The following is a 26,155-nucleotide window of genomic DNA, read 5'->3' as shown; positions in this document are numbered from 1 at the left end:
GCGGTGGCCGTCCTCAGGCGATGCGCCGCTGCGGCCACTGCTCCGCCGGGTCCCCCGCGACGAGCCGCCGGTACGCGTACGCCGCGGACGCCAGCGTCATGTGGTGGTGCCAGCCGGGGAACGAGCGGCCCTCGAAGTCGCGCAGGCCGTAGTTCTCGGTGAGGTCCGCGAGGGCGGAGACGGTGCCGGAGTGCGCCTGCACCAGTGGCAGCAGATCGTGCAGGCGCGGGTTGACCAGGCTGGTCAGCCAGATGCGCCCCACACCCGGGGACCCGGGACGGCGCCGCGCGAAGACCCGGTACACGCCCGGCGAGACACCCCGCCGTCCGGGCAGCCGCACCAGCGCGGAGACCAGCCGGTCGGCGCGCGGCGCGCCGTGCCGGAAGTCCACCGCCGCCGACACCGCCCCCTTGGGCGACAGGAGTTGCAGGAGCCGCCCCGCCGTGAGGACGCCGTCGGGCGTGCCGGGCGCGAGGACGCGCTGGCCCTCCGGCACGACCCGCAGGCCGTGCGGCACGGCGATCACGCTGTGGCGCCCGCGCGCGGTGAGCTCCGTGGCCAGGTGCGCGCCCGACGTCGGGTGGTGGCTCGTGTCGGCGACCACGGGAACCGGTTCGCGGCCCGAGTGCGGGGCGAGGGAGTCGACGAGGTGCAGGACGTGCTCGGTGGGCGAGCAGTGCCGCACGGTGTCGGGGATGCGCGTCCGCGCCCGCAGCTCCGCGTCCTCGTCCCACTCCTTGGGGAGCCGCAGCCGCCAGTCCACGGGAATGTGCGCGGTGTCCGACGACGCGAAGAGCCCTATGCCCATCTGGCAGTTGACGGTGCGGCCCGTGGCCCGCTCGAACCGCTGGTGCACGCCGCAGGAGTGGTTGCCGCGCTTGGGCAGCACCGCGACGCCGACGGTCCAGGCGCGGACCCGGGTGCGGCGCTCGGCGAGCCGCAGCAGTTCGTACCGCGCCGGGTCCCACTCCCAGGGGCTGGCGTTGGCGAACTGGTGCAGGGACTGGGCGGCCGTGGGGCCCGCGTGCAGCTGTGCCGCGAGCCGCTTGACCGACTTCCTGCCGGGCGTGGTGAGCAGTCCCAGTACGTAGGCGGCGGCCCAGCGCCGCTGGTCCGCTCGGCGCAGATGGCCGAAGACGGTCTCCGCGTACGAGGTGATGGACCCGTCCGCGATCAGCTCGGGCAGCCGGTGATCCTGCAGCTCTGTCATGGCATTCCCTCCCCGTGATGGCGCCTGACCCCTCCAAGAATAGAGAACGTTCGTTTTCTTTTGAAGTCCGGGGTGCGGATGGAAGTGCGGAAGAGCGCTACTTGGCCAAGTCCGGCCCCCGCCGTGCGGCACGAGGGGCGACTTTCGGAAGTCGGCGTTGTCGGCGACGCGCCCAGTGCCCACAGTGGCTGTGGCGTGCAGGACCGGAGCGGATTGCCGGGCTCCGGGGACAGGGAAGGGCGAGATGGTGAAGCAGGAACGGGCCGCGAGGACCCGGGAGGCGCTGGTCCGCGCGGCGGCCCACGAGTTCGAGCACACCGGGTACGAGGGCACGTCCCTCACCCGGGTCGCCGGGGCCGCGGGCATCTCGGTCGGCGCCCTCACCTTCCACTTCTCGTCCAAGGCGGGGCTGGCACAAGCGGTGCGGACGCGCGGCGACGCCGCGGTCCGGGCGTGCGTCGCCGAGGCGGGCGCGGGCACGGAACCGGCGCTCGACAGCGTTGTCGCGCTCACCCTCGCGCTCGCGCGGCTCCTGGAGGAGGACGAAGTGGTGCGGGCCGCCGTCCGGCTGTGGCGCGAGGTCCCCGACGGCGACGGCACGTGGTCCGGTCTCTGGCTGCCCGCGGTGGCGGAGACCCTCGACCGCGCGGGCGGAGCCGGACTCGGCGCCGACGTCGCCGAACACGACGTGGTGCTGCTCGCCGAGTACCTCCTGGCGGGTGCGGAGTCCCGGCTGCGGGAGCGGCTGCACGGGCCGCCGGCCGCCGGCGAGGGCGAGGGCAGCGTGGAGGGGCACCTCTCCCGCCTCTGGGCGCTCGTCCTGCCGGGCCTGTCCAAGCACTGAGGCCGGGCGACACGTACGCGAAGACATCACAGGAGCGGGAGCGGTCAGTGACGCACGTATCAGGAAGGCGGTTCGGTGAGCAGACGGAGTGAACCCGCGGTCCTCGCACGCGAGTCGGCCGTTCCCTGGGGCGGCACCGGGGGCGGTCCCGTCTGGGGGCGCCGCACCGGCCGTCCGCGACGGATCACGGGCGACCTGCCGCGGACGGCGGAGATCGGGGCGCCCGGCGCGCACCCGGGCCCGCGCGACCGCGACGTGCTCGCCGTGGACGACCTCCTGGACCGGGTGCGCGAGGACGGTGGCGGAGACGCCGTCGCGCTGCGCTTCCTGCCGGCGCTGGACCGGCTGCTGCACTCCCTCGACACGGAGGCCGGCCTGCATGCGGAGGGCCGCGCGGCCGCACGCTCCGCGCTCGTCGCGGCCCTCCTGAAGCAGCAGCAGATGATCAGGCTGCTGCGGGACCGGCCCGAGATCGCACTGAACGACATCCGCGCCCCGATCTTCGTCACCGGACTGCCGGGCAGCGGCGCGGCGATGCTGCACAACGCCCTCGCCGAGCACCCCGGGCTCGACGCCCCGACGCTCGCGGAACTCCACGACCCGGCGGGCCGCCCCACCACGATCCGCCGGCGCCGCGCCGCCATCGAGCGGGCCGGGAGCGTCGCGCGGGACACCGCGCTCGCCACCGCCGGGCGCGGTTCCGGACTGCTCATCGGCGCCACGCGGCCCGGCGGCTGCCACCGGCTGCTCGGCAACGCGTTCCACGGCATGGCCGCGACGCTCTCCTGGCGGGTGCCCGGGTACGCGTCCTGGCTGGAGACGGCCGACACGACCGAGGCGTACGCGTTCCACCGCGCCCAGCTCCAGGCCCTCACCTGGCGCGTCCCCGCCTCCCGCCTGGTCCTGCGCGACTCCTTCCACGCCCGCCACCTGCAGCAGCTCCTGCGGGTCTACCCCGATGCCAAGGTCGTCCAGGTGCACCGCGATCCGGCGGACACCGTCACCGCGTGCGCCGGGATCGCGACGGCGCTGCGTGGCCGCACGACACGTCAGGTGCGGCCCGCCGGGCAGGAGTGGGCCGACCGCGTCGAGCGGCATCTCGTGGCGGCCGAGCGGGCCCGGCTCGACGTACCGCGCGGACGCCTGCTCGACCTGCGCTTCGACGACCTGGTGGCGGACCCGGCCGGGCAGGTGCGGGCCGTGCTCGCCTTCGCGGGCGTGACGGCGACGCCGATGTTCGACCGCGTCGTCGCGACGTTCGTCGCGGGGACGGCCCGCGAGGCCCGCCGTGCCCGCCCCTTCCAGCCCGCCGAGTTCGGCCTCTCACGCCGCGAGCTGCACAGCCGCTATGCGGTGTACCGGACGAGGTACGGCGTGTGACACCCCCATCCCCCGTACGCAGACCCCTGCGCAGACCCAAGAAAGCGAGTGCCGCCGGTGACCGTGACATCTGACGAGGCGACCTCCCTCACCCCTCCGGGGCCGGAGGCGCCCGAAGGACTGGAACCAGCCATTCCTGCCTGGCGGCTCGCGCTCACCGTCGGCGTCGTCGCCCTGGGCGGACTGCTCTTCGGCTTCGACACGGGCGTCATCTCGGGAGCACTCCTGTTCCTCAAGGAGGACTTCCACCTGACGTCCTTCCAGGAAGGCGCGGTGATCTCGTCCCTGCTGCTCGGCGCGGCGGCGGGCGCCCTGGGGAGCGGCGGGCCCGCCGACCGCTGGGGACGGCGCAGGACGCTGATCGTCATCGCCGCCGCCTTCACACTCGGGCTGCTGCTCGCCACCCTGGCCACCGGCTTCTGGACCCTGGTCGCCGCCCGCGTGATCCTCGGGCTCGCCGTCGGCTCCGCCTCCTCGCTCGTCCCGCTCTACCTCGCCGAGGTGGCACCGCCCCGGCTGCGCGGCCGTCTCATCACGGTGAACCAGATCCTGCTCACCGCGGGCATCCTCGTCTCGTACCTGATCAACCTCTGGTTCGCCGGGGACGCCAACTGGCGTGCGATGTTCGGCGCGGGGCTGATCCCGTCCGTCCTGATGCTGGTCGGTCTCTTCTTCGTCCCCGAGAGCCCGGTGTGGCTCCGGCGGCGGAGAGAGGGCGGCGAGGTGACGGCCCGCGAAGAGGACGGGAGGGGCGGGAGCCACCGCACCCTGCGCGGGATGCTCGCCGTGCCCGTCGTACGGCGTGCGCTGCTGATCGGCGTCACGATCGGCGCGGTGCAGCAGTTCGCGGGGATCAACACGATCATCTACTACGCCCCCAGCATCATGCAGCGCGCCGGGCTCCCCGCCACCAACTCGATCATGTACTCGGTCGCCATCGGCGTGGCCAACCTGCTGATGACGGTCGCCGCGATCCCGCTGGTCGACCGGGCGGGCCGCAAACCGCTGCTCGTCCTCTCTCTGGTGGGCATGGCGGCGGCGCTCGTGCCGCTCGGGTGCGCGCTGAACGGCGCGTTCGGCGGTGCGTCGCACGCGGTCAGCCTCGTCTCCATGGGGCTGTACGTCTCCGCTTTCGCGGTCGGCATCGGGCCGGTGTTCTGGATCCTCGCCGCCGAGGTCTTCCCGCCGGACGTACGCGCCAAGGGGGTCGCGCTGTGCGTCCTCGTCAACTGGTCCGCGAACTTCGTCGTCGGTCAGCTCTTCCTGCCCGCCGCCGACCTGTTCGGCGAGGCGAGCGTCTTCTGGTTCTTCGCCGCGGTCTGCGGCGCGGCGCTGGTCTTCGTGGTGCGCACGGTCCCGGAGACGAAGAACCGCTCGTTCGACGAGATCCAGCGGGAGCTGGCGACGGGCGCGAGACAACAGCTCTAGTCCTTGCATCAGGATGCAATTTCTTCCCGGTCACGGACTTACGGATTCACGGACACACGGACTCACGGACTCACAGACACACGGACTCATGGAGGTCCCCATGGCGACGAACGTCGCACCCCTCGGCAGTACGGCCAGTACGACCGGCACAGCCCCCGCCCCGGACATCAGACCCGCCGGCTTCGCCCGGCTCCCCTCGCTGACCGGCCTGCGCTTCATCGCGGCGGTGATGGTCTTCCTCTTCCACGCGTCCCTGACCACCGAGCCGCCCCTGAACCCCTTCAGCGGCGACGTCTCGGACTTCTTCCACGCCGCCGCCAGCAAGACGGGGTGGATGGGCGTCACGTTCTTCTTCCTGCTCAGCGGCTTCATCCTCACGTACTCCGCCCGCCCGGACGACACGCCCCGCAGGTTCTGGCGCCGCCGCCTCGTCAAGCTCTACCCCAGCCACGTGGTCGGCTGGATCGGCGCGATGGTGCTGTTCGCGGCGGCGACCGCGACCTGGCAGCAGTGGCTGCCCAACCTGCTCCTGCTGCAGACGTGGATCCCGGACTACCACACGTACCTGAGCATCAACCCGCCCAGCTGGTCGCTCTCCTGCGAGGTCTTCTTCTACCTCTGCTTCCCCCTGCTCCACCGCTGGATCTCCGCGATACGGCCCGAGCGCCTGTGGGCGTGGGCCTGCGGCCTGATCGCCACCATCACCGCGATCCCGGCGCTCGGCTACCTGCTGCTGCCCGACGGCACGATGTCCAACGGCTTCCCGGTCTCCGAGGTCCAGTACTGGGCCGTCTACATGCTGCCGCCGGTGCGCACCCTCGACTTCGTCCTCGGCATCGTCATGGCGCGCATCCTCATGACCGGCCGCTGGATCAACCTGGGCATGCTGCCCGCCTGCGGTCTCGTCGTCGTCGGGTACGCGGCCGCCAACGCCACCCCGTGGCTCTTCGGCCTCAACGCGGCGGCGCTCATCCCGTTCGCGCTGCTCATCCCGGCCGTCGCCGCCACCGACCTGCGCGGTGACCGCTCGCCGTTCCGCGGGCGCGTGATGGTGTGGCTCGGCGAGGTGTCATTCGCCTTCTACATCGTGCACAACGTCCTCCTGGTGCACGTCCGTTCGCTGATCGGCGAGACCCGTCAGTTCGGGTTCGCCGGGGGCATGGGCGTCATGGCCCTGTACTTCGTGGTGTGCATGGCCTTCGCGTGGCTGCTGCACAAGGGCGTCGAGATGCCGCTGATGCGCAGGTTCGCCAAGCCGCGCGCCGAGCGGCGTCCGTAGCGGCGCCCGCGGCAGTGACGCAGGAGAGCCGGCGCACCTCGAAAGGGGTGCGCCGGCCCTTGCGTGCGTCCACATGCTGGTCTCGTGACGCACCTTGACCTATGCTTGCAAAGGCAAGTATTTCACACTGCTGTGACGACACCGTGGGGCGCCGAGCCGCCTCCAAGGGGGCCGGGGTTCGGGCGCAGGCGAGAACAGGACGGTGAACGACGGCATGGCGACTGCCGCGCGCGGAAGGCTCAGTGGCGAACTCGAACTGTGGAGGCAGCTGCTGCTCCTGGTGAACGGGGTGAGCACGACGCTCGACAAGAAGCTCCAGCGCCAACACGGCGTGACGGCATCGGAGTTCACGGCCCTCTCGGTCCTCGGGCGCGGCGCGCTGCGGATGCAGGAGCTCGCCGACTCGGTGGGGTCGAGCCAGTCCACGATGAGCCGCCTCGTCACCCGCCTGGAGAACGAGGACCTGGTCGCCCGCACGGTCGGCGAGGAGGACCGGCGGGTGATGTTCGCCCACCTCACCCCCGAGGGCAAGAAGCTGGTCGCCCAGGCGCAGGGCACGTTCGCCAAGGAGCTGTCGCTCGCCCTCGACATGGCGTCCTTCGAACCGGAGACGGCGTCCCTGGTGAACCGGCTCCGGCACACGCCGACGCCTCCTGCCCGGTAGCGGAGGCATACGACAGAGCCCGGCGGGGCGGCTCTCACCGCCCCCACCGGGCTCTGTGCGGACGTGGCTCTGTCCGGCAGGCGGCTCAGGCCGCCTCGGTACCGGCCTTCGCCTCGTCCTCCGCCTCCTCCTCCGCGAGGAACTCCCCGATCAGCTCGGCCAGTTCGGCGGGCTTCTCGAAGACCGCGAAGTGACCGGCGTCCAGCTCGGCGTACCGGCTGCCCTTGATGGCCTCGTGCAGCGCGCGGGAGTGCTGGACCGGGATCATGTTGTCGTGCGTGGCGCCGATGACCAGGGTCGGCGCGGTGATCTTCGGCAGGTGCTCGGTGATGTCGAGCTCCAGGTTGAGCGCGATCTGCCGGCCGATGCCCGCGGGGATGCCGCCGGAGACCATCTCCTCGACGCCCGCGACGCCGAAGGAATTGACCTGCGTCGTGGTCCAGCCGTTCAGCTGGAGGAACCGGCCGAACGTCTCGTGGTCGAGCTGGTCGAGGCGGTGCCACAGGTCGAAGTAGAGCTGCTGGCGCGCGTCGTTCTTGATCCAGCCGGTGAGCAGGACGAGGCGGCGCACCTTCTCCGGGTGCACGGCCGCGTAGGCGGCGACGGCGAGCGCGCCCTGCGACCAGCCGACCAGGTCGACGGGTCCCTGGGCGCTGCTGTCCTCGATGGCCGCGTCGATCTGGGCGATGAGCAGGTCCAGGGTGAGGGGGCCGCCCTCGTCCTCGGTGGCGCCGCTGCCCGAGTAGTTGGGGACGACGACGGTGCGGCGGTCACTGAAGGTGTCGCGCAGCTGGTCGTACGTTCCCGCGTCGCCGCCGGTGCCGTGGACCAGGACGAGGCCGGGGCCGGTACCGGTCTCGAAGTACTCCACCTTGGAGCCGTGCGTCGAAGCGAAAGGCATCGCTTTCTCCTTGTCGTCGTGTTGCTGTCGTGCGGGAGGGGGAAGCCGCGCCGGTCGTGGCCGGCGCGGCACCGCGGCCCGGGGAGGGACCGCGGAGATCAGGGGGTCAGTCGGCGGCGGGCTCGACGGATTGGGCGTGCCGCAGGATGCCGCGGGGGTCCCAGGCGGCCTTCACACGCTGCAGGCGCGGGTAGTTGTCCTTGTAGTAGAGGGCGTGCCACGGCGTCTTCGACGTGTTGTGCGCCGGGTCGCCGAGGTCGACGTCCGCGTAGTTCACGAAGCAGCCGTCGTTGACGCGGCCCGGCACGGGGACACCGCCGGAGGCGGCGTAGACGTCCCGGTAGAACTCGCGGACCCACGCCAGGTGCCGCTCGTCCTCGGCGGCGTCCTGCCAGAAAGCGAGGTACTGCAGCTTCATCACCGAGTCCCGCTGGGCCACCGCGGTCGCGTCCGGCGCGACGGCGTTGACGCGCCCGCCGTACCCCGCGATCAGCAGCAGCGCCGCCGGATTGGTGTAGTCGGTGCGGGTCAGGTGGTGGTACGCGGCGGACAGCTGGTCGTCGGGGAAGCCCGCCCGCATGTACGCGGACTTGTCCTCGAAGCGCAGTGTGGGGTCGCCGCCCGCGAACCCCGGCCACTTGGTGGCGTGCAGGAACGGCAGCCGCTGCGTGCTGACCTGAGGCTTGACGGGCACGCCCGCGCCGACGGCGGCGACGAACGCGTCCAGGTCGGCCTCGGCACCGGAGCGGGTGGCGTCGAGCTGCGTCACCATCGTGATCGCGCCCGCCGCCCTGTGGGCCGCCTTGAGCTGGCTGAACAGGTCGAGGTGGGCGGCGTCGGGGCCGCCGTGGGCGACGAACCAGTCGCCGAAGTTCTTCACCAGGCGCTTGAAGCCCGTCTGCGTCAGACCGTCCCAGGACCAGGTGACGGTGGACGTGAGGAGCTCGGCGGGCGGGCGGGGCAGGAGCTTCGCCGGGTCGGAGCCGGTGGCGCCCGGGGTGCGGAGCAGGTACTTGGTGACGATGCCGAAGTTGCCGCCGCCGCCTCCGGTGTGCGCCCACCACAGGTCGCGCAGCCGGGCGTCGGTGCTGTCGCGGGTGGCGACCACCTTGCGCACCGTCTTGTCCTTGTCCACCGTCACGACCTCGACGCCGTGCAGGTGGTCGACGGTGAGCCCGAACAGGCGGGACAGGGCGCCGTAGCCGCCGCCGACGATGTGGCCGCCGGCCGCCACCGACGGGCAGGAGCCACCGGGCAGCGTGACGCCCCAGCGCTTGAACAGGGTGCTGTAGACGTCGGAGAGCCACGCGCCGGGCTCCACGACGAAGACCCGCTGCCCGGCGTCGTACGTCACCGACGCGAGCTGCGACAGGTCGATGACGACCTTGATGTCGGAGCTGGTGGTGAAGTTCTCGTAGCAGTGGCCGCCGCTGCGCACCGCGACGCGCTTGCCCGCGGCGACGGCCTCCTTGACGGCGTCGACGACCTGGTCGGCGCTGGTCACCAGACGGACGTAGTCGGGGCTGCCGACCCAGCGCTGGTTGGTGCCGCGGATCAGCTCCGGGTAGCGGGCGTCGTCGGGGCGCACGGTGACGGCCGACGGGGCGGGGGCGGACTCGGCGCGGACGGACGCGGCCCGTACGGGCGCGGCCTGCGCGAGGCCCGCACCGGGGACCGTCGCGCCGAGGGCCACGCCGCCCGCCACCGCGGAACGCCGCAGGACCTTGCGCCGGGTGAGCTCACTCATCAGTGCTACTCCAGAGAAGTCGGGTGCCACAGGTGGTTGCTGCGGCAGGTGGGGCCTCGGACGACGGGGGCCTGCCTCAGTCGGTCGAGGCGTCGGCCGTGGCGGGAACGCGCGGGACGGGCGCGGGGTCCACAGGGCTGGGGACGGCGGCGGTCCGCTCGGCGCGCCGGTCCTTCCGCAGCTCGTTGGCGGCGAGGGACATGGCGAGCCAGGAGAGGAGCGCCGAAGCGGCGATGACGACGCGCAACCCGAGGTCCCAGCCGAGGAGTTGGCCGCCGAACCAGGCGCCGAAGGCGATGCCGATGTTGAACGCGCCGATGTTGATGGCGATGGCGAGGGTGGGCGCGCCGTCTCCCGCACCCTTGAGGATGCGTGCCTGCAGCCCCGGCATGACGGCGAAGTAGGCGGCACCGAAGACGACGAGCAGGACGAGCAGGAGCCAGGGCACCTCGCCGCCGAGCGCCATCAGGGCGAGGTCGGCGCCGAGCACCGCGAGGACGCCGACGAGCGAGGGCATCAGCGCGCGGTCGGCGAGCTTGCCGCCGATGAGGTTGCCGATGAGGGAGCCGCAGCCGACGAGCAGCAGCAGCCAGCTCACCGTCGAGTCGTCGAACCCGCCCATCGAGGTGAGGATCGGGTTCACGAAGGTGTACGCGGTGAAGACGCCCGCCATGGCGAGCGCGGTGAGCAGGATGGCGATCTGGACGGTGCGGTTGCGCAGCACCCGCAGCTCGGCGGCGACGCCACCGGACTCACCGGCGACCGGCACGGGCGCGGCGGGCGGCCGCCAGGCGACCAGGGCGAGGGCGATCAGGCTGAGACCGGCGATGCTCCAGAACGCCGAGCGCCAGCCGAAGTGCTCCTCCAGGAGGACGCCGAGCGGCACGCCGAGCACGGTGGCGAGGTTGAGGCCGACGGCGACCCGCGACACGGCCGAGGCCTCCTTGCCCTTCTCCGCGAGCGACCCCGCGACGACGATGCAGACCGCGAACAGCGTGCAGTGGGTGATCGCCGAGAGCACGCGGGCGGTCATCAGGACCGCGTACGTGGGGGCCAGCGCGGCGAGCACGTTGCTCGCCGTGAACAGCCCCATCAGGCCGAGCAGCAGCGGGGTGCGGGGCACCCGGCTGCTGGCGAGGGTGACGAGCGGGCCGAGGACCACGACGCCGAGCGCGTACGCCGTCACGAGCAGCCCCGCGTCGGACAGGGAGACGTCCAGGTCACCGGCGATGGCCGGCAGGACACCGGCGACGACCAGCTCCGCGCTGCCGACGCTGAAGACGCAGAGCATCAGGGGGAAGAGGGCAAACGGCATGGCTGTTCCAATGCACGGGTCGGGGAACGGGTCGGGGCACGGACCTGGGCGCGGTCACGTCACGACGGGCGCCGGGGCCGGGTCAGTCCCAGGGAGAGACCAGGAGCTTGCCGCGGGAGCCGCCCGCCGCGAGCCGCCGGTGCGCCTCGCCCACCTCGGCCAGTGGGAACGTCTCCGCGACCCGCAGGGTGAGCACGCCCTCGTCCACCAGGGCCGAGAGCTGTGCGAGGCGCTCGCCGTCCTGCTCCACGAACGACATGCGTACGTCGATGCCGCGTTCCGCGACGGGCGGTGCCGTCGGCACGATGGAGACGGCGTTGCCGCCGTCCCGCACCCCGGCGATCGAGCCGGGCAGTCCCGCCGTCTCCAGGAGGCTGTCGGCGGCGCCGGGCGGCACGGGCCGCTCGTCGGAGTACGCCTCGTGGGCGCCGAGGGCGTGCAGCCGGTCGGCGTCGCCGGGCCGCCCGTACGCGAGCACCTTGAGGCCGCGGGCGACGGCGAGCTGGACGGCGAACCCGCCGACGGCGCCGGTCGCACCGGTGACGAGCAGGGTGCCGCCGTCCTGCGGTGCGAGGGCTTCGAGCGCCTGGTGGGCGGTGAGCCCGGCGAGCGGCAGCGCTGCGGCGTCCCGGAGTTCGGCGGTGCGGGGGGCCTTCGCGGCCAGGTCCGCGTCGAGCGCGACGTACTGCGCGTGGGTGCCGACGCCGGTGGCCATCTGCGCCGACATGGCGACGACCCGGTCCCCCGCGGCGAACCGGTCCACCCCGGTGCCGCACTCCTCGACGACGCCGGAGAGGTCCCAGCCGAGGACCATCGGGAAGCCGTGGCCGACGTTCTCGGCATGCGAACCCGAGCGGACCTCCAGGTCGACCGGGTTCACGGCCGACGCCGCGACGCGGACCAGGATCTGACCCGGGCCCGGCGTGGGGCGGGGCAGCTCGGCCACGGTCAGCAGCCCCCGTACCGGGGCAGGGTGCTGGCACGCACGTAGATCCTCCTGCGAGTTATGTGATTACGGCAGAACGTAGCAGTCGTTCTGTTCTCCGCTCCCACCTCTGAGCGCTACGCACTCCTACTTCGCCAAGTCCAGAAAATGGCCGATCGCACTTGCCGTTGATTGCTTGAGAATGCATAGATTAAGCCGCTCTCCACAACCGAGAGGCTCACTCCGAACCAGTTGAGGTGACTTGTGTCCGGGAACAATTCGGCACTTCTGGGCCGACCCAGCGAGCGCGTCCAGACCGTCGGGTACGGGGCGGCCGGCACCGCCGGTGACGCAGCCGTCGCGGCTCAGCACGGCGCCGGGCTGTACGCCTACAGCGAGCGCGTCGACTCGTGGGTCGTCCGCACCGCCAAGCCCGTCAGCTACGAAGTGCGCGTCGCCGACGGCCTGTTCGACTTCGAGCGCACGGACCTCCTGGAACCGGCCGCGGCCCCCGGCAAGCGTCTGCGCCGGTTCGTCGTGCTCGACTCCGACGTCGACCTGCTCCACGGCAACCGTATCCGCGCCTACTTCGACTACCACGACGTCGAGCACGTCATCTGCGTCGTCCCCGCCGACGAGACCGTCAAGAGCTTCGAGACCGCGGCCCGCATCGTCGAGGAACTCGACGCGTTCGGCGTGGACCGGCGCCGTGAGCCCCTCATCGTCATCGGCGGCGGCGTCCTCATGGACATCGTCGGCCTGGCCAGCAGCCTCTACCGCCGCGGCACCCCGTTCATCCGCGTCCCCACCACCCTCATCGGCCTGGTCGACGCGGGCGTCGGCGCCAAGACCGGCGTCAACTTCAACGGCCACAAGAACCGGCTCGGCACCTACTTCCCCGCCGACCTCACCCTCCTGGACCGCACCTTCCTCGCCACGCTCGACCGCCGCCACATCGGCAACGGCCTGGCCGAGATCCTCAAGATCGCCCTGATCAAGGACGCCCGCCTCTTCGACGTCCTGGAGAGCCACGGACCGCTGCTCCTGAACGAGAAGTTCCAGGGCGAGAGCGAGGCCGGCGAGGACGCCGCCCGCGAGGTCGTGCACCGCGCCATCCAGGGCATGCTCGAAGAGCTGCAGCCCAACCTGTGGGAGACCAAGCTGGAGCGCTCGGTCGACTACGGCCACACCTTCAGCCCCACCGTCGAGATGCGCGCCCTGCCCGCACTGCTCCACGGCGAGGCCGTCTGCGTCGACATGGCGCTGACCACCGCACTCGCCCGCCGCCGCGGCCTGATCGACGACGCGGACGCACGACGCGTCTACGACGTGATGCACGGCCTCGAACTCCCCGCCTGGGACGACCTCCTCGACCAGCCGGAACTCCTGACGGCCGCCCTGCTCGACACCGTCCGCCACCGCAACGGCCAGCAGCGCCTGCCGCTCCCCGTGGGCATCGGCGACGTCACCTTCGTCAACGACGTCACCGAGCGGGAACTCCTGGACGCGGTCGCCGAGTTGCGGGTCGCGGGACGCGGGCGCGGGCGCGACCTCGTGGAGGGGCAGCATGTCTGAGACCGCCTACGCACCGGCCCCCGAGGCGCACACCCTCTCCGCGTACGGCGGCGGTGACGTGATCATCGGCGACGTCAGCGGCCCCGCCCACATCCACGGCGTGCACGGCACCACCGGCGTGACCCGGTGGAAGGCCCTCGCGTCCGGCGCGGACCTGCGCGGCGGCTGGGAGGCCGTCGAGTGGGCGTGCGTCCCGCCGGGCGGCGTCAGCGGCGAGCACCTGCACACCCGGACCGAGGAGGTCTACTTCATCCTCTCCGGGACCGGCGAGATCTATCTGAACGGCACCGCCCACCCGATCGCCCCGGGCTCGATGGTCCTCACCGGCCTCGGCACCGTCCACGGCCTGCGCAACACGGGCGACAGCGACTTGGCCTGGCTCGTCATCGAGATGCGGTCGCCCCGCTTCAGCGACGCGCTCGGCGCGACCGCGCCCGCCCACACCCCCGTCGCCTCCGAGGAGGAGCCCCCCGTGTCCACCGCACGCCTTCACGACCTACGAGCCGAGCGCACCATCTCCCCCGCGGGTGTCTTCACGGGCCCGCTGCGCACGCTCGCCCTGGAGACGGTCGACGCCTCGGGCACCGTCGAGCTGGCGGCCGAGGGGCGCGAGCACATGGTGTTCGTGCTCTCCGGCACCGGCTGGGTCGAGAACGGCAGCGACACCGCGGAGCTCAATCCGGGCACGGCCGTGACGCTGCCGCTCGGCACCCGCGCCCGCATCGGCGCGGACCGCGGAAACGGCCTGGAGTTCTTCCACGCCGAGGTCGCCGTCGCGTCGCCGGGGTCCGACCGGTGATCGTCAGCGAACCCGCCCCGCCCTCCCTGCGCGGCTCCAGCGGCACCTGGCGCTGCCTGGCCCGCCGCGGCATGTTGCACAGCGAGTGCGAGTCCTTCGAGCAGATCCGCCTCTCCCCCGGCGCCTCCTGGGCGCACGAGCCGGCCCATGGCACCGAGGCCGCGCTGTACGCCGTCGCCGGGTCGGCGTCGGTGGACGTCTCGACCGGCACGGACCCCGGCGGGCGCGTGCTCGACGCCGGTGGCGCGCTGCTCGTCGAGGCACGCGCCGCGGTGACGGTCACCGCGGGGGCCGAGGGGCTCGACCTCCTCGCCGTACGCGTGCTGCCCGCCGACGTCGCCTCCCTGCTCCCCGTGCGGGTGCCGGAGCTGCCGACGGGCGAGCAGACCCCGATTTTCCGCCCGCCGACCGAAGACGGGCGCTGATTGAGGAGCAGACACGTTGGCTGATCACCACGAAAAAGTGCTGCCGCCCACGGACGACCTCCTGTGCGGCCGCTGGCCGAACGGCTCCATGAAGGCCGCCGCGGTCATGGACGTCAACAAGGTCGGCCAGGTGGAGGTGGAGATACCGGGCCCCGAGCTCGGCTATGTCCTGGTCGCCCCCACCACGGTCGGCATCTGCGGCACGGACCTCGAACTCCTGCACGGCACGGCCAGTTACGTGCGGGACGGCAGGGCCACCATGCCCCACGTGTTCGGCCACGAGTGGGTCGGGCGTGTGGTGGCGATCGCCGGGAACTGCCAGTACTCCCGGCAGCTGGAGATCGGCGACCGCGTCGTCGGGCAGACCATGCTCTCCTGCGGGGGCTGCCGGGCCTGCCAGCGCGGCCACCGCAACGAGTGCTCGCAGCTCAAGGAGGTCGGCCTCTACGGGCAGCAGGGCGCGGCGGCGGAGTTCATCAGGCTCCCCGCCCAGTCCCTGACGAAGGTCCCGCCGGGCGTCGACGACTTCGCGGCGGCCCTCGCGGAACCCGCGGTCACGGTGCTCGCGGCGCTGGACAAGGTCGGGGTCTTCCCCGGCGAACGCGTCCTCGTCTTCGGCACCGGCACGATGGGCCTGCTCGCCGTGCAGATGGCGCGCCGCGTCGCGGGCACGGTCGACGTGGTCGGCATCGACGACGCGGGCATCGGCGCCGCACTGCGCATGGGGGCGGAGCACGCCTTCCTGCCCGGTGAGGCGCGTGACGGCGACTACGACGTCGTCATCGAGGCGTCCGGCGCGGTGCCGGCGCTCCTCGAAGCGCTGCGGGTCGCCGACGTCGGCGGCCGGATCGCGGCGGTCGGCGTGCCCAACGACCCGCTGCCGGCCGTCGACGCCTCGGAGCTGGTACTGCGCGGCGTCACCATGACCGGCGTACGGCACGGGCTCGACTACTACGAGCGGGCGCTGCGGCTCTTCTCCGAAGGCGTCCTGTCGGCGAAGGGCATGATCGCCGACGTCTTCGAGCTGGCCGACGTCGACAAGGCGTTCGAGCTCCTCGAGAGGGGGCGTCGGGCCGCTCCCAAGGTGGCCCTGTCGCTGACTCCCCGCCCCTGAAGGGGACGTGGCCGGCAACCGCCCCTGACGCTTCCTCCCCCGGCTGCGTCAGGGGCTCCCGGCCCCCCACAATCCACCAGGAAGGACACCCGTATGAACCGCCCCATCGCCGTCGTCACCGGCGCCAGCTCGGGCATCGGCGCCGCCGTGGCCGAAGCGCTCGCCGCCACCGGCTTCGACCTCGTCGTCGGCTACGGACGGCAGGCGGACGCCGCCAAGGAGATCGCCGACGGGCTCGCCGTGCGGCACGGCGTACGCGCCGAGACCCTCGGGCTCGACCTGACCGACCCCGCCGCCGCGGGCGACGCCCTGCGGGACCGCGTCGACGCGTTCGGCGGCATCGACGTCCTGGTCAACAACGCGGGCCTGAACCGGCGTGCCTCCGTCGTCGAGGAGACCCTCGACGACTGGCAGCGCATCCTCGACGTCAACCTGACCAGCCCGTTCCGGCTCAGCCAGGTCGCCGCCGAGCGCATGATCGCGCAGGGCCGCGGCGGCCGCATCGTCAACATCACCAGCATCCACGAGCACATCCCGATCGGCGAGGGCAGCACCTACTGCGCCGCCAAGGGCGGACTCGGCGCGCTCACCAAGGCCATGGCGCTCGACCTCGCCGCGCACGGCATCACCGTCAACGCCGTGGCGCCCGGCGAGACCGCGACGCCGATGAACAACGTGCCGGCGGGACTGGACGCCGCCCGCATCGCCCGTCCCGCCATCCCCGCGGGCCGCCCCGGCCGCCCCGACGAGGTCGCCGCCCTCGTCGCGTACCTGGCGTCGCCCGCCGCCGCCTACACCACCGGCACGTCGATCCTCGTCGACGGCGGCATGGCGCTCTCCGCGGCCGTCGCCAACGCCGCCCACGCCGGCACCGTCTGACCCCGGCCGCCCGCCCCCAACCCTGGAGCAGAGCATGTCACCCACCGCCCCGCCGAAATCCCGGGCCGACGCGGACACCCTGTCCATCCCCACGGCCCGCAACGTCGACCACTACGCCTACACCGTCGCGGACCTGGACGCGGCCGTGGACTTCTGCACCACGGTGCTCGGTGCCGACGTCCTCTACCGGCTCGGCCCGGTCGAGGAGCCGGACAGCGACTGGATGGCCCGCCAGCTGGGCGTCCACCCGCGGGCCAGCACGCACATCGCGATGCTGCGGCTGGGCCCGGACAGCAACCTGGAGCTGTTCCAGTACACCGCGCCCGAACAGCGCACCCAGGCGCCCGAGTTCACGGACGTGGGCGGCCACCACATCGGCATCCACGTGAGCGACCTGGACGTGGCGCTCGCCAAGGCCGAGCGGTCCCCGCACGTCCGCGTCCTGGGCGAGCCGCAGACCGTCCCGAGCGGCCCGACGGCGGGCAACCGCTGGATCCACCTGCTCACCGACTGGGGCATGCGCCTGGAACTCCGGGAGCTCGCCCCCGAGTTGCCGTACGAGAAGGAGACCGCGGCACGCGTCTACCGCCCGGCGGGCGACTGGCCGCGCGGCCTGCCCGGCGCCCTCGGCGTCGGCCACGTCGGCTACTCGGTGGCCGACCTGGACGAGGCCGTCGCCTTCTTCACGGGCCCGATGGGCGGCGAACTCGCCTACCGCACCACCGAATCGGTGGACGCGCGGACGGCCCGCCGCCAGTACGCGGTCCAGGCCCCCTTCCGCAAGGACACCGCGGCGATCCGCCTCGGCCCGGTCACCACCGTCGAGCTCAGCAGCCACGAGATCGAGGGCCGCCGCACGGAACGCCCCCGCAACAGCGATGTGGGCGGCCACCACCTGGCGTTCTTCGTCGACGACGTGGAGCGGGCCGCCGCGTGGCTCGCGGCGACGGACGGCGCCGAGGTGCTCGGCGAGCCGCAGCTCATCGAGGACGGCGGCCCGATCCACGGCGACCGCTGGGTCTACTTCCGCGGCGTCGGCGGATTCCAGCTGGAGGTGCTCAACATGCCGCCCGGCATGCCGTACGAGCAGTACACCGCGGCCCGCAGGTTCGGCCCGAGCCCGCGGTGGACCAACCGCTGACCGCGGCGCACGAGCGACAGAGAGGGGTGGGGGAATGCGCTGGAGCGACATCTACGTGGAGAGCGCGGCCGCCGAGTTCGGGGAGCCGCAGACCGGTCAGGAGGCGGTGGACCTCGGTCTGCTGCCCGCCGAGGAGGTCGAGCGGAGCGAGCAGCGCTCCGTGTCGGTGAGCGACGGGCGCAGCGGGCCCGAGCTCGCCGTCGCCGCGGGCCGCACGGCGCTCGCGCGCAGCGGCAGGGACGCGCAGGACGTGGGGCTGCTCATCCACGCGGACTGCTGGTACCAGGGCCTGGAGTTCTGGAACACGGCCGCGTACGTCCAGGACCGGGTGCTCGGCCACGGCGACTGTGTGGCGTACGAGCTGCGGCAGATGTCCAACGGCGGGATGAGCGCCCTGGAGAACGCGGCGGCCCGGCTCACCGCGATCCCCGCGACGCGGGCGGCGCTGGTCACCACGGGCGACCGGTTCGCGGACCCGGCGTTCCCCCGCTGGAGCACCGACCGTGGCCTCGCGTTCGGCGACGCGGGGACGGCCGTCGTCCTGTCCCGCACGCCGGGCGCGCTGCGACTGGTCGCCACGTCGTCGTACTCGCAGCCGATGCTGGAAGGCCTGCACCGGGGCGACGAGCCGTTCCTGCCGAGCGGCAGCGGGACGGGCCCGCTCGACCTGGTGGCGCGCAAGAAGGGGTTCCTGCGCGGGCGCTCCCATGAGGAGATCACGACGCGCAACGAGACGGGCATGGTGTCCGCCGTCAAGACGTGCCTCGCGGAGGCGGAGGCGGACATCCACGAGATGACGGCTGTGGTCGTCCCGTTCTTCGGCGCCCGCCTCTCCCGCCTCCAGTGCCTGGCCCCGCTCGGCATCCAGGCCGAGGTGACGCTCCAGGAATTCGGCCTGACGGTCGGCCACTTGGGCGCGGGAGACCAGGCGGCGGGCCTGGCGAAGCTCCTGGAGGACGACACGCTGCGGAGCGGCGACCGGGTGCTGCTCGTGGGGGTGGGCGCGGGCTTCAGCTGGACCTGCGCGGTCCTGGAGCGGAGCTGACTCCGGTGACACACGTGCGGCATGTGACGACATTCGACGCGAGAGACACGAGAGAGACGGGGAGAGGGTGGGGGCGATGAATCACGCCTGGAAGCGATTGCGGGCCGAGGGCGTCGACGTGTGGATCGACGTGTCGGCCGCCGCCGGGGGCGCGGCGCGCGAGGTCCGCCGCGCCCTCGCGCAGGGCGAGGTGGCCGGGGCCCGCATGGGTGCCCCGCAGGGCGACCCCGCGGCCGGCCACGCCGCCGAGATCGGGCGGGTCTGCGACCAGCTCCTCCCCCGCCACCGGGCGAGCGGCGGAACGAAGGGCTTCGTTTCCGTCCCCCTCCCGGCGGGCCCGGCGGACGGCGCCGACGCCTGGGCGGCGCGGGCCCGTGCCCTGCGCGACGAGATCGACCGCCCCAACCTCGTCGTGCGCGTCCCCGCGGAGGCTGCCGACACGGCGACCCTGCGGGCCCTGTTCGCGCTGGGCGTGGCCGTGGAGGTGTCCGGGGTGTGCTCCCCGCGCCGCTACGGTGAAGCGGCCACGGCCCTCCTGGCGGCGCTGTCCACGCCGGACGGGCCGACCCGCACGGCCTCCTTCCTCTCCTTCGACGTGACCGGCGTCGAGCGCCATGTGGACGCCCGCCTGGACCTCATCGGCTCCGACGAGGCCAAGGCGCTCCGCGGCCGTGCCGGTCTGGCGTGCGCCCGCCTGGCGCACCGTACGCACGAGATGACGTTCTCCTCCGCGCGCTGGGGTGCGCTCGCGGCCGCGGGCACCCCGGAGCCGAAGCTGCTGTGGGTGACGGGCGGCGCCTCCCCGTACCGCTCGGCGCACTGCGTACAGGAGCTGGTGACCCGGGGCACGGCGACGGCGATGCGCCCGGCCGCGGCGCGGGCGCTCGCGGAGGCGGGCACGGTGAGCGGCGACCGGGTGTGGCGGCACTATGCCGACGCGGAACGGACGCTGGCGTACCTGAACTGGTTCGGCATCTCGGTGGAGTCGGTGACGCAGACGCCGGAGAAGCCCACGGAGATGGCGGCACCCCGCGAGGACCGACCGCACGCGACCACCCGCCCGCTCAGAGCGCCGCACCAGCCGCACCAGCCCCACAGACGGCTGACCCCGGCCTGACCCGCCGACGGTCACCTCACCCGGCGTCATCGGCCGCGCAGGACTCCCCGTTCTTGGGCGTCTCCCCGTACAGCAGGAACCCGTTCACCTTGTCCTGCACGCACGTGGAGCCCAGGTAACCGGTGTGCCCGTCGCCCTTGTTGTCGAGGACGACGGCCTGCGGGCCGAGTCGGCGCGCGGTCTCCTCCGTCCACCGGTAGGGCGTCGCCGGGTCGCCGCGCGTGCCGACGAGCAGCAGCTCGGGCGTCTTCACGTCACGTACGTCGTCCCGGATGTACCGCGTCCCGGGGGGCCGCCCGAAGCACAGCAGGACGGGCATCAGCATGGACTTGCCGAAGACGGGTGACGCGTCGTCGAACTGCTTCTGCAGCCTGCCGACTTCCTTCTCTATGTGTGCGGCGTCGGGCCGGTCGGGGTCGTCGGCGCAGTTCACGCCCATGAGAGCGGCGGCCATGTTGTCGGCGGGCACATCCTGCCCCGTCGGCCGGTGCCCGAGCCCCCCGCTCATCCGGATCAGCGCCCGGGGGTCGCCGTCGGCGAGCAGCGCTCCCAGCGCCTGCGAGAGCGCGGGCCACGCCTGCCTGCTGTACAGGGCCTGGCCGAGTACGCCGACGACGTCCTGCCCGGTGAACTCGGCGCCGTCCGTGGAGCGCAGCGGCATCTGGTCCATGTCCTCGATGAGCCGGACGATGGCCTTGCGGGCGCTGCGCGAGTCCGTGCCGAAGACGCAGCCCGCGTTGCCCGTGCACCAGGTGAGGAAGTTGTCGAGGGCGGTCTGGCGGCCCTCGGCGGTCACGAGGGACTGCTCGGCGACGGGTTCGGTGAGCGTGTCGACGCCGTCGAGGACCATCCGCCCGACGTTCTTCGGGAACTGCGCGGCGTACACGGCTCCGAGCCGTGTGCCGTACGAGAACCCCAGGTAGTTGAGCTTCTTGTCGCCGAGGGCCTGACGCATGACGTCGAGGTCGCGGGAGACGTTGACGGTCCCCATGTGCGGCAGGACCGGCCCCGACTTCTTCGCGCACTCCGCGGCGACCTTGCGCATCTCCGCGAGCACGGCGGCCGCGTCGCCCGTTCCGCCGGACGAGGGATCCGTGCTCCGGTCGGCGTCGCCGCAGCTGACCGGTTCGCTCAGGCCGACACCGCGCGGGTCGAAGGAGACGACGTCGTAGTCCTTGCTGAGGAAGCCGAAGTCCTTCTGGGCCCCGGCGAGCGCGGAGACGCCGGGTCCGCCGGGCCCGCCGAAGTTCAGCAGCAGGGAGCCGCGCGGCTTGCCGCTCGCGCTGGACTTCATCCGGATCATCGCGACGTCGACGTCGCCCGCGTCGGGGTCCGCGTAGTCGAGCGGCACGCTCACGTGCCCGCACCGGACGTCCTCGGCGCCGCCCGTGGCCTCCGCCATGGCTTCGGTGTCGCCCTTGCAGGTGCCCCATTTGATCTTCTGCGTGTAGTAGCGCGCCAGATCGGGCCGCCCGCTGTCGTCGTCGTCGGCGGCGGCCATGCCCGCTCCCACGACGACCAGCACGGTGACGCCGGCGACTGCACAAGCTCCGCGCACGGCAACCTCCCAGGGTGTGCCCCTCGGCTCACCCTAAACGCGCCCCACGCCCCTCGCCCGTTCGGCGCAGGCCCTGGCTCACCCTCCGTGACGGCCTTCACCCAGCGTCACGCCTCCTGCCGCTCCAGGATCGCGGTCACCCCCTGCCCGCCCGCCGCGCAGATGGAGATGAGCCCGCGCCCGGGCCGTCCCCGCTCGGCGAGGAGCTTGGCCAGCGTGGCGACGATCCGCGCACCGGTGGCGGCGAAGGGGTGCCCGGTCGCGAGCGAGGACCCGGCGACGTTCAGCCGCTCCCGGTCCACCGTGCCGAGCCCCCGCTTCTCCCAGGCGGCGAGGGTGGCGAGCACCTGCGAGGCGAAGGCCTCATGCACCTCCACGAAGTCGAAGTCGTCAAGACCGAGCCCGGCGCGCTCCAGCATGCGGGGCACGGCGTACGCGGGAGCCATCAGCAGCCCGTCCTCGCCCCCGGCGACGTCTCCGTGCACGAAATCCACCGCCGCGGTCTCGCAGGCGACGAGATGCGCCATCGGTTCGAGCCCCCGCCCGGCGGCCCACTCGTCGCTCCCCAGCAGCACGACGGCCGCGCCGTCCGTCAGCGGAGTGGAGTTCCCGGCGGTCATGGTGGCCCCACCGCCCGCGACCCCGAACACGGGCTTCAACCGGCCCAGTCGCTCCACGGTGGACCCGGGCCGCAGATTCTGGTCCCGGGTGAGCCCCGCGTACGGCACGACGAGATCGTCCATGAACCCCCGCTCGTACGCCGCCGCGAGCCGCTGGTGACTGGCCGCGGCGAGCTCGTCCTGCGCCGCCCGCGTGATCCCCCGCTTCCGCGCGGTCACGGCGGCGTGTTCGCCCATGGAGAGCCCGGTCCGCGGCTCGGCGTTGCGCGGGATGTCGGGCACGAGGTGCCGCGGCCGTACGCCGCCGAGGGCCCGGAGCCGCCCGCCCAGGGACGTGGCGCGCCGGGCCGCGAGCAGCACCCGCCGCAGCTCGTCGTTGACGCCGAGCGGCGCGTCGCTCGCCGTGTCGGAGCCGCCGGCGATGCCGGACTCGACCTGTCCGAGCATGACCTTGTTGGCGACGGCGACGACGGCCTGCAGCCCGGTTCCGCAGGCCTGTTGCAGGTCGTAGGCGGGCGTACGGGAGTCCAGGGCGGATCCGAGGACGACCTCCCTGGCGAGGTTGAAGTCCCGGCTGTGCTTGAGCACGGCCCCCGCCACGAACTCACCGACGGCCCCCTCCCCTTGAAGGCCGTACCGCTCGACCAGTCCGTCGACGACGGCGGTCAGCATGTCCTGATTGGACGAGGTGGCGTACGGCCCGTCGGAGCGGGCGAACGGAATGCGGGTGCCTCCGAGGACGGCGACGCGGCGCACAGAGGGAAGACTCATGTCTCGACCAGCTCCTGACCCTTGAGTAACCTTACTCAGAAGTAAATTTACGACCGAGCTGGGAGTTGGACAATGGCCGACCGCTACCTGACCTTCACCGCCACCGGACCCGGCCGCTTCCTCACCCGCCGCCTGGGCCTGCCCCGCCCCACGGAACTGCGCCGCTGGGCCCCGGAACACCCCTCCCTGACCGGCGACTTGCTGCTCCTCCCCCTCTCCCCCGCCTCCCCCTACACTCCGGACCTCGCCACCCTGCTGACGCCGACGTCGCTGACCGTCACGACAACCTCCGCCCGCCCCACGGGAGTTGTCGTCGACGCCACGGCCGTCACGGACACGCGCACACTCACCGAGGTGTACGCGGCACTGCACCCCGTCGTCCGCGACGTGGCCGACAACGGCCGCGTCGTGCTCCTCGGCTCCCCGCCCGACCCCGCGGACCACCATCAGGCCGCGGCGCAGCAGGCCCTGGACGGGTTCGTACGTTCCCTCGCGAAGGAACTCGGCCGCGGCCGCACCGCCAACCTCGTCCGCGTCAGCGGCCCGATAGCCACCGCCGAGTCGACGCTCCGCTTCCTGCTCTCCCCCAAGTCGGCGTACGTCACCGGCCAGGTCATCGAGACCGGCCCCACCGAGACGGTGGCCGCGCCCGCCGACCGGGACCGCCCCCTCGCCGGCCGCACCGCGCTCGTCACGGGTGCGGCGCGCGGCATCGGCGCGGCGGCCGCGGAGGTCCTCACCCGCGACGGCGCCCGGGTCACGCTCCTCGACGTACCGTCCGCCCGGCCGGACCTGGCCCGCCTGGCCGACCGCCTCGACGGCGGCACGGCACTGCCCCTCGACATCACGGCGCCCGACGCGGGCGAGCGGATCGCCGCGGCACTGCCCGACGGCCTCGACATCCTCGTCCACAACGCGGGCATCACGCGGGACCGCAAACTGGCCAACATGGAGCGGGACCGCTGGACGTCGGTCATCGACGTCAACCTCACCTCCGTCCTCACCGTCACCGACACGCTCCTCAAGACCGGCACGATCCGACGCGGCGGCAGCGTCGTCGCCACGGCGTCCATCGCCGGCATCGCGGGCAACGCGGGCCAGACGAACTACGCGGCGAGCAAGGCGGGCGTCATCGGACTCGTACGGTCGCTGGGGCCCCGTGCGCTCGCGGAGCACGGGGTGACGGTCAACGCGGTGGCGCCGGGGTTCATCGAGACGAGGATGACGGCGGCGGTTCCCCTCCTCATCCGCGAGGCGGGCCGCCGCATGAACTCCCTCGCGCAAGGGGGCCTTCCCGTCGACGTCGCCGAGACGACGTCCTGGCTGGCCCAGGGAAGCCTCAACGCACAGACGGTCCGGGTGTGCGCCCAAAGCGTGCTCGGCGCGTAACCGTTGCCCCTGCGACGCCGTCGCGGGCAGGAGCGCCCCCCACCTCCACCGGGCCGCGGGCGCAAGCGCGCGCGAGGGGACGTGGGGGTATGTGCGCACGGAGCACCGAGCACACGAAGGCGGCAAGGAACATTCCACGCGGCGCAGGGATGGCGAGTACGTACACACCCCGCGGCCCCGCCCCGCAGACGAACCCAAGGCGCCCCCGCCCCCGCCGACCCGCAGGCGGAGCCCAAATGCTCCGCCACCACCGGAAGGACGCAATGACCGCCCTGGCCCTCCTCCGAGCCGTCCTCAGGCGACCCCGTCCCCACCCCGTCGACCCGTCCACCCCGGCACCGACAACCCGGCTCACCACCACCCGCACCCCGGACCCCGCCCACCTCGCCGCCTACCGGCGCGTCTGCGGGTTCGAGGCGAGCCCAGGCGGCGTCCTGCCACCCACCTACCCCCACGTCCTCGCGTTCCCGCTCAGCATGCGGCTCATGACCGCACCGGACTTCCCGCTCCCCCTGCTCGGCCTCGTGCACACCAGCATCGAGATCGACCGGCACCGGCCGATCAGGCCCACCGACGCACTCCACCTCACCGTCCGCACCACCGCCCTCACCCCCCACCGCCGCGGCACCGAGGCCACCCTCCTCACCGAGGCCGCCTCCGCCGACGGCGAGCTGCTCTGGGAGTCCCGCAGCACCTACCTGGCCCGCCACAAGACGGCACCGACCACCACCCCGGCCTCAGCGCCGGACCACGCCCGCACCCGCACCCACACCCACAGCGAACCGTGGCAGCTACCCGCCGGTCTCGGTCGGCGCTACGCCGCCGTCAGCGGTGACCGCAACCCCATCCACCTGCACGCCCTCACCGCCCGCCCCTTCGGCTTCCCCCGAGCGATCGCCCACGGCATGTGGACCGCGGCCCGCTGCCTGGCGGAACGGGAAGACCAACGAACCCCGAGCCACACCCCCACCCACACCCGCATAGAGTTCAAGGCCCCTGTCCCCCTCCCCTCCACCGTGACCTACTCCACCCCCACCCCGCACACCTTCGAACTCCGCGGCCCGGAGGGCAGACTGCATCTCACAGGGACGACGACGGAACCGGGAGCGGCGCCGGGACGGGGGACGGTACCCAGCGACGTCCTTCCATGAGTCCCCCGAGCCCCGCCCACGCGAAGTTCATGAGCGTCGCCGCCGCCTCCTTCGCGGAGACGGAGTCCTCCACATTGGCCCAGCCCGCCAACGACTCCGCCGCCCCCACCAACGCCTGCGCGAGTCCGGCGACCTCCCGCTCGGGCAGGGACGGGTCACCGTGGGCGGACCGTGCCGCCTCCGCGATGAGCGTCGTGACGAACGAGACGATCTCCTCGCGCATCGCGGCGACCTCCGCAGCGAACGGCTCCCCCTGTGTTCGCGCCTGACTGTGCAGCACGGCCCACCCGTCGGGCCGCTCGGCCGTGTGCGTGAAGAACGCGGTGAGCCCGTCCCACAGTTGCCGGTCGGCCGGCACCGGGGGCACCGAGGTCCCGCCCGCGGCTCCCCGCACCGCCGCGACCAACGCCGCCGCCTCCCGGCGGATGCACGCGCTGAAGAGCTGTTCCTTGGAGTTCAGGTACAAGTACACGAGCGGCTTGGAGACACCGGCGAGCTCCGCGATCTCGTCCATGGACGCGGCCCGGTACCCCCGCTGCCCGAACGTCCGCACCGCCGCGTCCAGCATCTGCTGCTCACGCACGGCCCGAGGCATCCTCGTCTGCTTCGGCTGCCCCACCTGCTTCGGCTGCCCCGGCCGCTTCTGCCGCCGCTTCTCGCCCACCCCGGCCCCCGCCTTCCCACGCTGTCCGTTCACACGTCAGCGTACGGTCAACGGGGACCGGGTCACGATTACCGGAACCGCGGCCGCCCAAGCCGCTCAACCGCCCACCGGGGCGATCAGCACCTCCACTCTCTCCCCGAGCTTCTCCGCGGTCTCGTCCCGGAGCGGCCCGTGCACGTCCTCGTTCATATGCTGCTCGAAGAGTTCCCTCGGC

Annotated in this window: 23 protein-coding genes; 15 read left to right on the top strand and 8 right to left on the bottom strand. The window is 72.9% G+C overall.

From position 1 onward, the window contains the following. Positions 1–13: 13 nt before the first annotated feature. Positions 14–1,210 (bottom strand): transposase, encoded by a 1,197-nt coding sequence (locus DEJ47_RS21820; protein ID WP_150170832.1) that lies wholly within the window; start codon positions 1,208–1,210, stop codon positions 14–16. 244 nt (positions 1,211–1,454) lie between these two features. Between DEJ47_RS21820 and DEJ47_RS21815 the strand changes: the two genes are divergently transcribed. From DEJ47_RS21815 to DEJ47_RS21795, 5 genes are all read left to right on the top strand, one after another. After that, positions 1,455–2,054 (top strand): TetR/AcrR family transcriptional regulator, encoded by a 600-nt coding sequence (locus DEJ47_RS21815; protein WP_150170830.1) that lies wholly within the window; start codon positions 1,455–1,457, stop codon positions 2,052–2,054. 75 nt (positions 2,055–2,129) lie between these two features. Further along, positions 2,130–3,434 carry a sulfotransferase family protein gene (locus DEJ47_RS21810; RefSeq protein ID WP_223828444.1) on the top strand — a complete coding sequence of 435 codons (1,305 nt, stop codon included), beginning with the start codon at positions 2,130–2,132 and terminating at the stop codon, positions 3,432–3,434. Between the two features lie 57 nt (positions 3,435–3,491). Then, entirely contained in the window at positions 3,492–4,862 is a 1,371-nt protein-coding gene (locus DEJ47_RS21805) for a sugar porter family MFS transporter (RefSeq protein ID WP_223828443.1), read from the top strand. A gap of 100 nt (positions 4,863–4,962) precedes the next feature. Continuing rightward, positions 4,963–6,141 carry an acyltransferase family protein gene (locus DEJ47_RS21800; protein WP_150170828.1) on the top strand — a complete coding sequence of 393 codons (1,179 nt, stop codon included), beginning with the start codon at positions 4,963–4,965 and terminating at the stop codon, positions 6,139–6,141. A 214-nt stretch (positions 6,142–6,355) separates the two neighbouring features. Beyond that, positions 6,356–6,805, top strand: a complete 450-nt coding sequence (locus DEJ47_RS21795) for a MarR family transcriptional regulator (protein WP_150170826.1) — start codon at positions 6,356–6,358, stop codon at positions 6,803–6,805. Between the two features lie 85 nt (positions 6,806–6,890). Here DEJ47_RS21795 and DEJ47_RS21790 read toward each other — a convergent pair whose 3' ends face one another. The 4 genes from DEJ47_RS21790 to DEJ47_RS21775 form a co-directional block, all read right to left on the bottom strand. Then, positions 6,891–7,706, bottom strand: a complete 816-nt coding sequence (locus DEJ47_RS21790; RefSeq protein WP_150170823.1) for an alpha/beta fold hydrolase — start codon at positions 7,704–7,706, stop codon at positions 6,891–6,893. 106 nt (positions 7,707–7,812) lie between these two features. Next, positions 7,813–9,453 carry an FAD-binding oxidoreductase gene (locus DEJ47_RS21785; protein WP_150170821.1) on the bottom strand — a complete coding sequence of 547 codons (1,641 nt, stop codon included), beginning with the start codon at positions 9,451–9,453 and terminating at the stop codon, positions 7,813–7,815. Between the two features lie 76 nt (positions 9,454–9,529). Then, a complete protein-coding gene (locus tag DEJ47_RS21780; protein WP_150170819.1) occupies positions 9,530–10,768 on the bottom strand; it encodes an MFS transporter in 1,239 nt (412 codons plus the stop codon). An 82-nt stretch (positions 10,769–10,850) separates the two neighbouring features. Beyond that, the gene (locus DEJ47_RS21775; RefSeq protein ID WP_223828442.1) at positions 10,851–11,714 is read right to left on the bottom strand and encodes an NADP-dependent oxidoreductase; all 864 of its coding nucleotides are present in this window, start codon (positions 11,712–11,714) and stop codon (positions 10,851–10,853) included. Positions 11,715–11,957: 243 nt separating this feature from the next. Here DEJ47_RS21775 and DEJ47_RS21770 point away from each other — a divergent pair, with 243 nt between their 5' ends. The 8 genes from DEJ47_RS21770 to DEJ47_RS21735 all read left to right on the top strand — a co-directional run bounded on the left by DEJ47_RS21770 (position 11,958) and on the right by DEJ47_RS21735 (position 19,788). Further along, positions 11,958–13,268, top strand: a complete 1,311-nt coding sequence (locus tag DEJ47_RS21770) for a sedoheptulose 7-phosphate cyclase (RefSeq protein WP_150170815.1) — start codon at positions 11,958–11,960, stop codon at positions 13,266–13,268. Further along, entirely contained in the window at positions 13,261–14,067 is an 807-nt protein-coding gene (locus tag DEJ47_RS21765; protein WP_150170813.1) for a cupin domain-containing protein, read from the top strand. Before DEJ47_RS21770 ends, DEJ47_RS21765 begins: the two co-directional genes overlap by 8 nt. After that, the gene (locus tag DEJ47_RS21760) at positions 14,064–14,492 is read left to right on the top strand and encodes a hypothetical protein (protein ID WP_223828441.1); all 429 of its coding nucleotides are present in this window, start codon (positions 14,064–14,066) and stop codon (positions 14,490–14,492) included. The genes DEJ47_RS21765 and DEJ47_RS21760 overlap by 4 nt, the downstream gene beginning before the upstream one ends. A 16-nt stretch (positions 14,493–14,508) precedes the next feature. Continuing rightward, complete coding sequence (locus tag DEJ47_RS21755) at positions 14,509–15,606, top strand: zinc-dependent alcohol dehydrogenase (RefSeq protein WP_202457088.1); 1,098 nt, start codon at positions 14,509–14,511, stop codon at positions 15,604–15,606. A 93-nt stretch (positions 15,607–15,699) separates the two neighbouring features. After that, on the top strand, positions 15,700–16,485 hold the full coding sequence (locus tag DEJ47_RS21750; RefSeq protein WP_150170811.1) for an SDR family oxidoreductase: 786 nt from the start codon (positions 15,700–15,702) through the stop codon (positions 16,483–16,485). 34 nt (positions 16,486–16,519) lie between these two features. After that, positions 16,520–17,626, top strand: a complete 1,107-nt coding sequence (locus DEJ47_RS21745) for a VOC family protein (RefSeq protein ID WP_150170809.1) — start codon at positions 16,520–16,522, stop codon at positions 17,624–17,626. A 34-nt stretch (positions 17,627–17,660) separates the two neighbouring features. Further along, a complete protein-coding gene (locus DEJ47_RS21740) occupies positions 17,661–18,671 on the top strand; it encodes a ketoacyl-ACP synthase III family protein (protein ID WP_150170807.1) in 1,011 nt (336 codons plus the stop codon). 76 nt (positions 18,672–18,747) lie between these two features. Next, positions 18,748–19,788, top strand: a complete 1,041-nt coding sequence (locus DEJ47_RS21735) for a transaldolase family protein (protein ID WP_150170805.1) — start codon at positions 18,748–18,750, stop codon at positions 19,786–19,788. 16 nt (positions 19,789–19,804) lie between these two features. Here the strand turns inward: DEJ47_RS21735 and DEJ47_RS21730 are convergent, their stop codons facing one another. Both DEJ47_RS21730 and DEJ47_RS21725 read right to left on the bottom strand, forming a co-directional pair. Further along, a complete protein-coding gene (locus DEJ47_RS21730) occupies positions 19,805–21,346 on the bottom strand; it encodes an alpha/beta hydrolase (RefSeq protein ID WP_317850829.1) in 1,542 nt (513 codons plus the stop codon). A gap of 107 nt (positions 21,347–21,453) precedes the next feature. Further along, positions 21,454–22,737, bottom strand: coding sequence for an acetyl-CoA C-acetyltransferase (locus DEJ47_RS21725; protein WP_150170803.1), 1,284 nt, complete (start codon positions 22,735–22,737; stop codon positions 21,454–21,456). A gap of 72 nt (positions 22,738–22,809) precedes the next feature. Here DEJ47_RS21725 and DEJ47_RS21720 point away from each other — a divergent pair, with 72 nt between their 5' ends. Further along, the gene (locus DEJ47_RS21720; protein WP_150170801.1) at positions 22,810–24,126 is read left to right on the top strand and encodes a 3-oxoacyl-ACP reductase; all 1,317 of its coding nucleotides are present in this window, start codon (positions 22,810–22,812) and stop codon (positions 24,124–24,126) included. 263 nt (positions 24,127–24,389) lie between these two features. After that, the gene (locus tag DEJ47_RS21715; RefSeq protein WP_150170800.1) at positions 24,390–25,277 is read left to right on the top strand and encodes a MaoC/PaaZ C-terminal domain-containing protein; all 888 of its coding nucleotides are present in this window, start codon (positions 24,390–24,392) and stop codon (positions 25,275–25,277) included. Here the strand turns inward: DEJ47_RS21715 and DEJ47_RS21710 are convergent. Then, positions 25,207–25,872: a TetR/AcrR family transcriptional regulator gene (locus DEJ47_RS21710; protein WP_150175779.1), complete on the bottom strand. Its 666-nt coding sequence runs from the start codon at positions 25,870–25,872 to the stop codon at positions 25,207–25,209. The two genes, DEJ47_RS21715 and DEJ47_RS21710, sit on opposite strands and share 71 nt — an antisense overlap. Positions 25,873–26,155: the final 283 nt, after the last annotated feature.

The organism is Streptomyces venezuelae (assembly GCF_008642355.1).
In the GTDB taxonomy this organism is placed as follows: domain Bacteria; phylum Actinomycetota; class Actinomycetes; order Streptomycetales; family Streptomycetaceae; genus Streptomyces; species Streptomyces venezuelae_B.
This window is presented reverse-complemented; position numbering and strand designations above follow the sequence as displayed.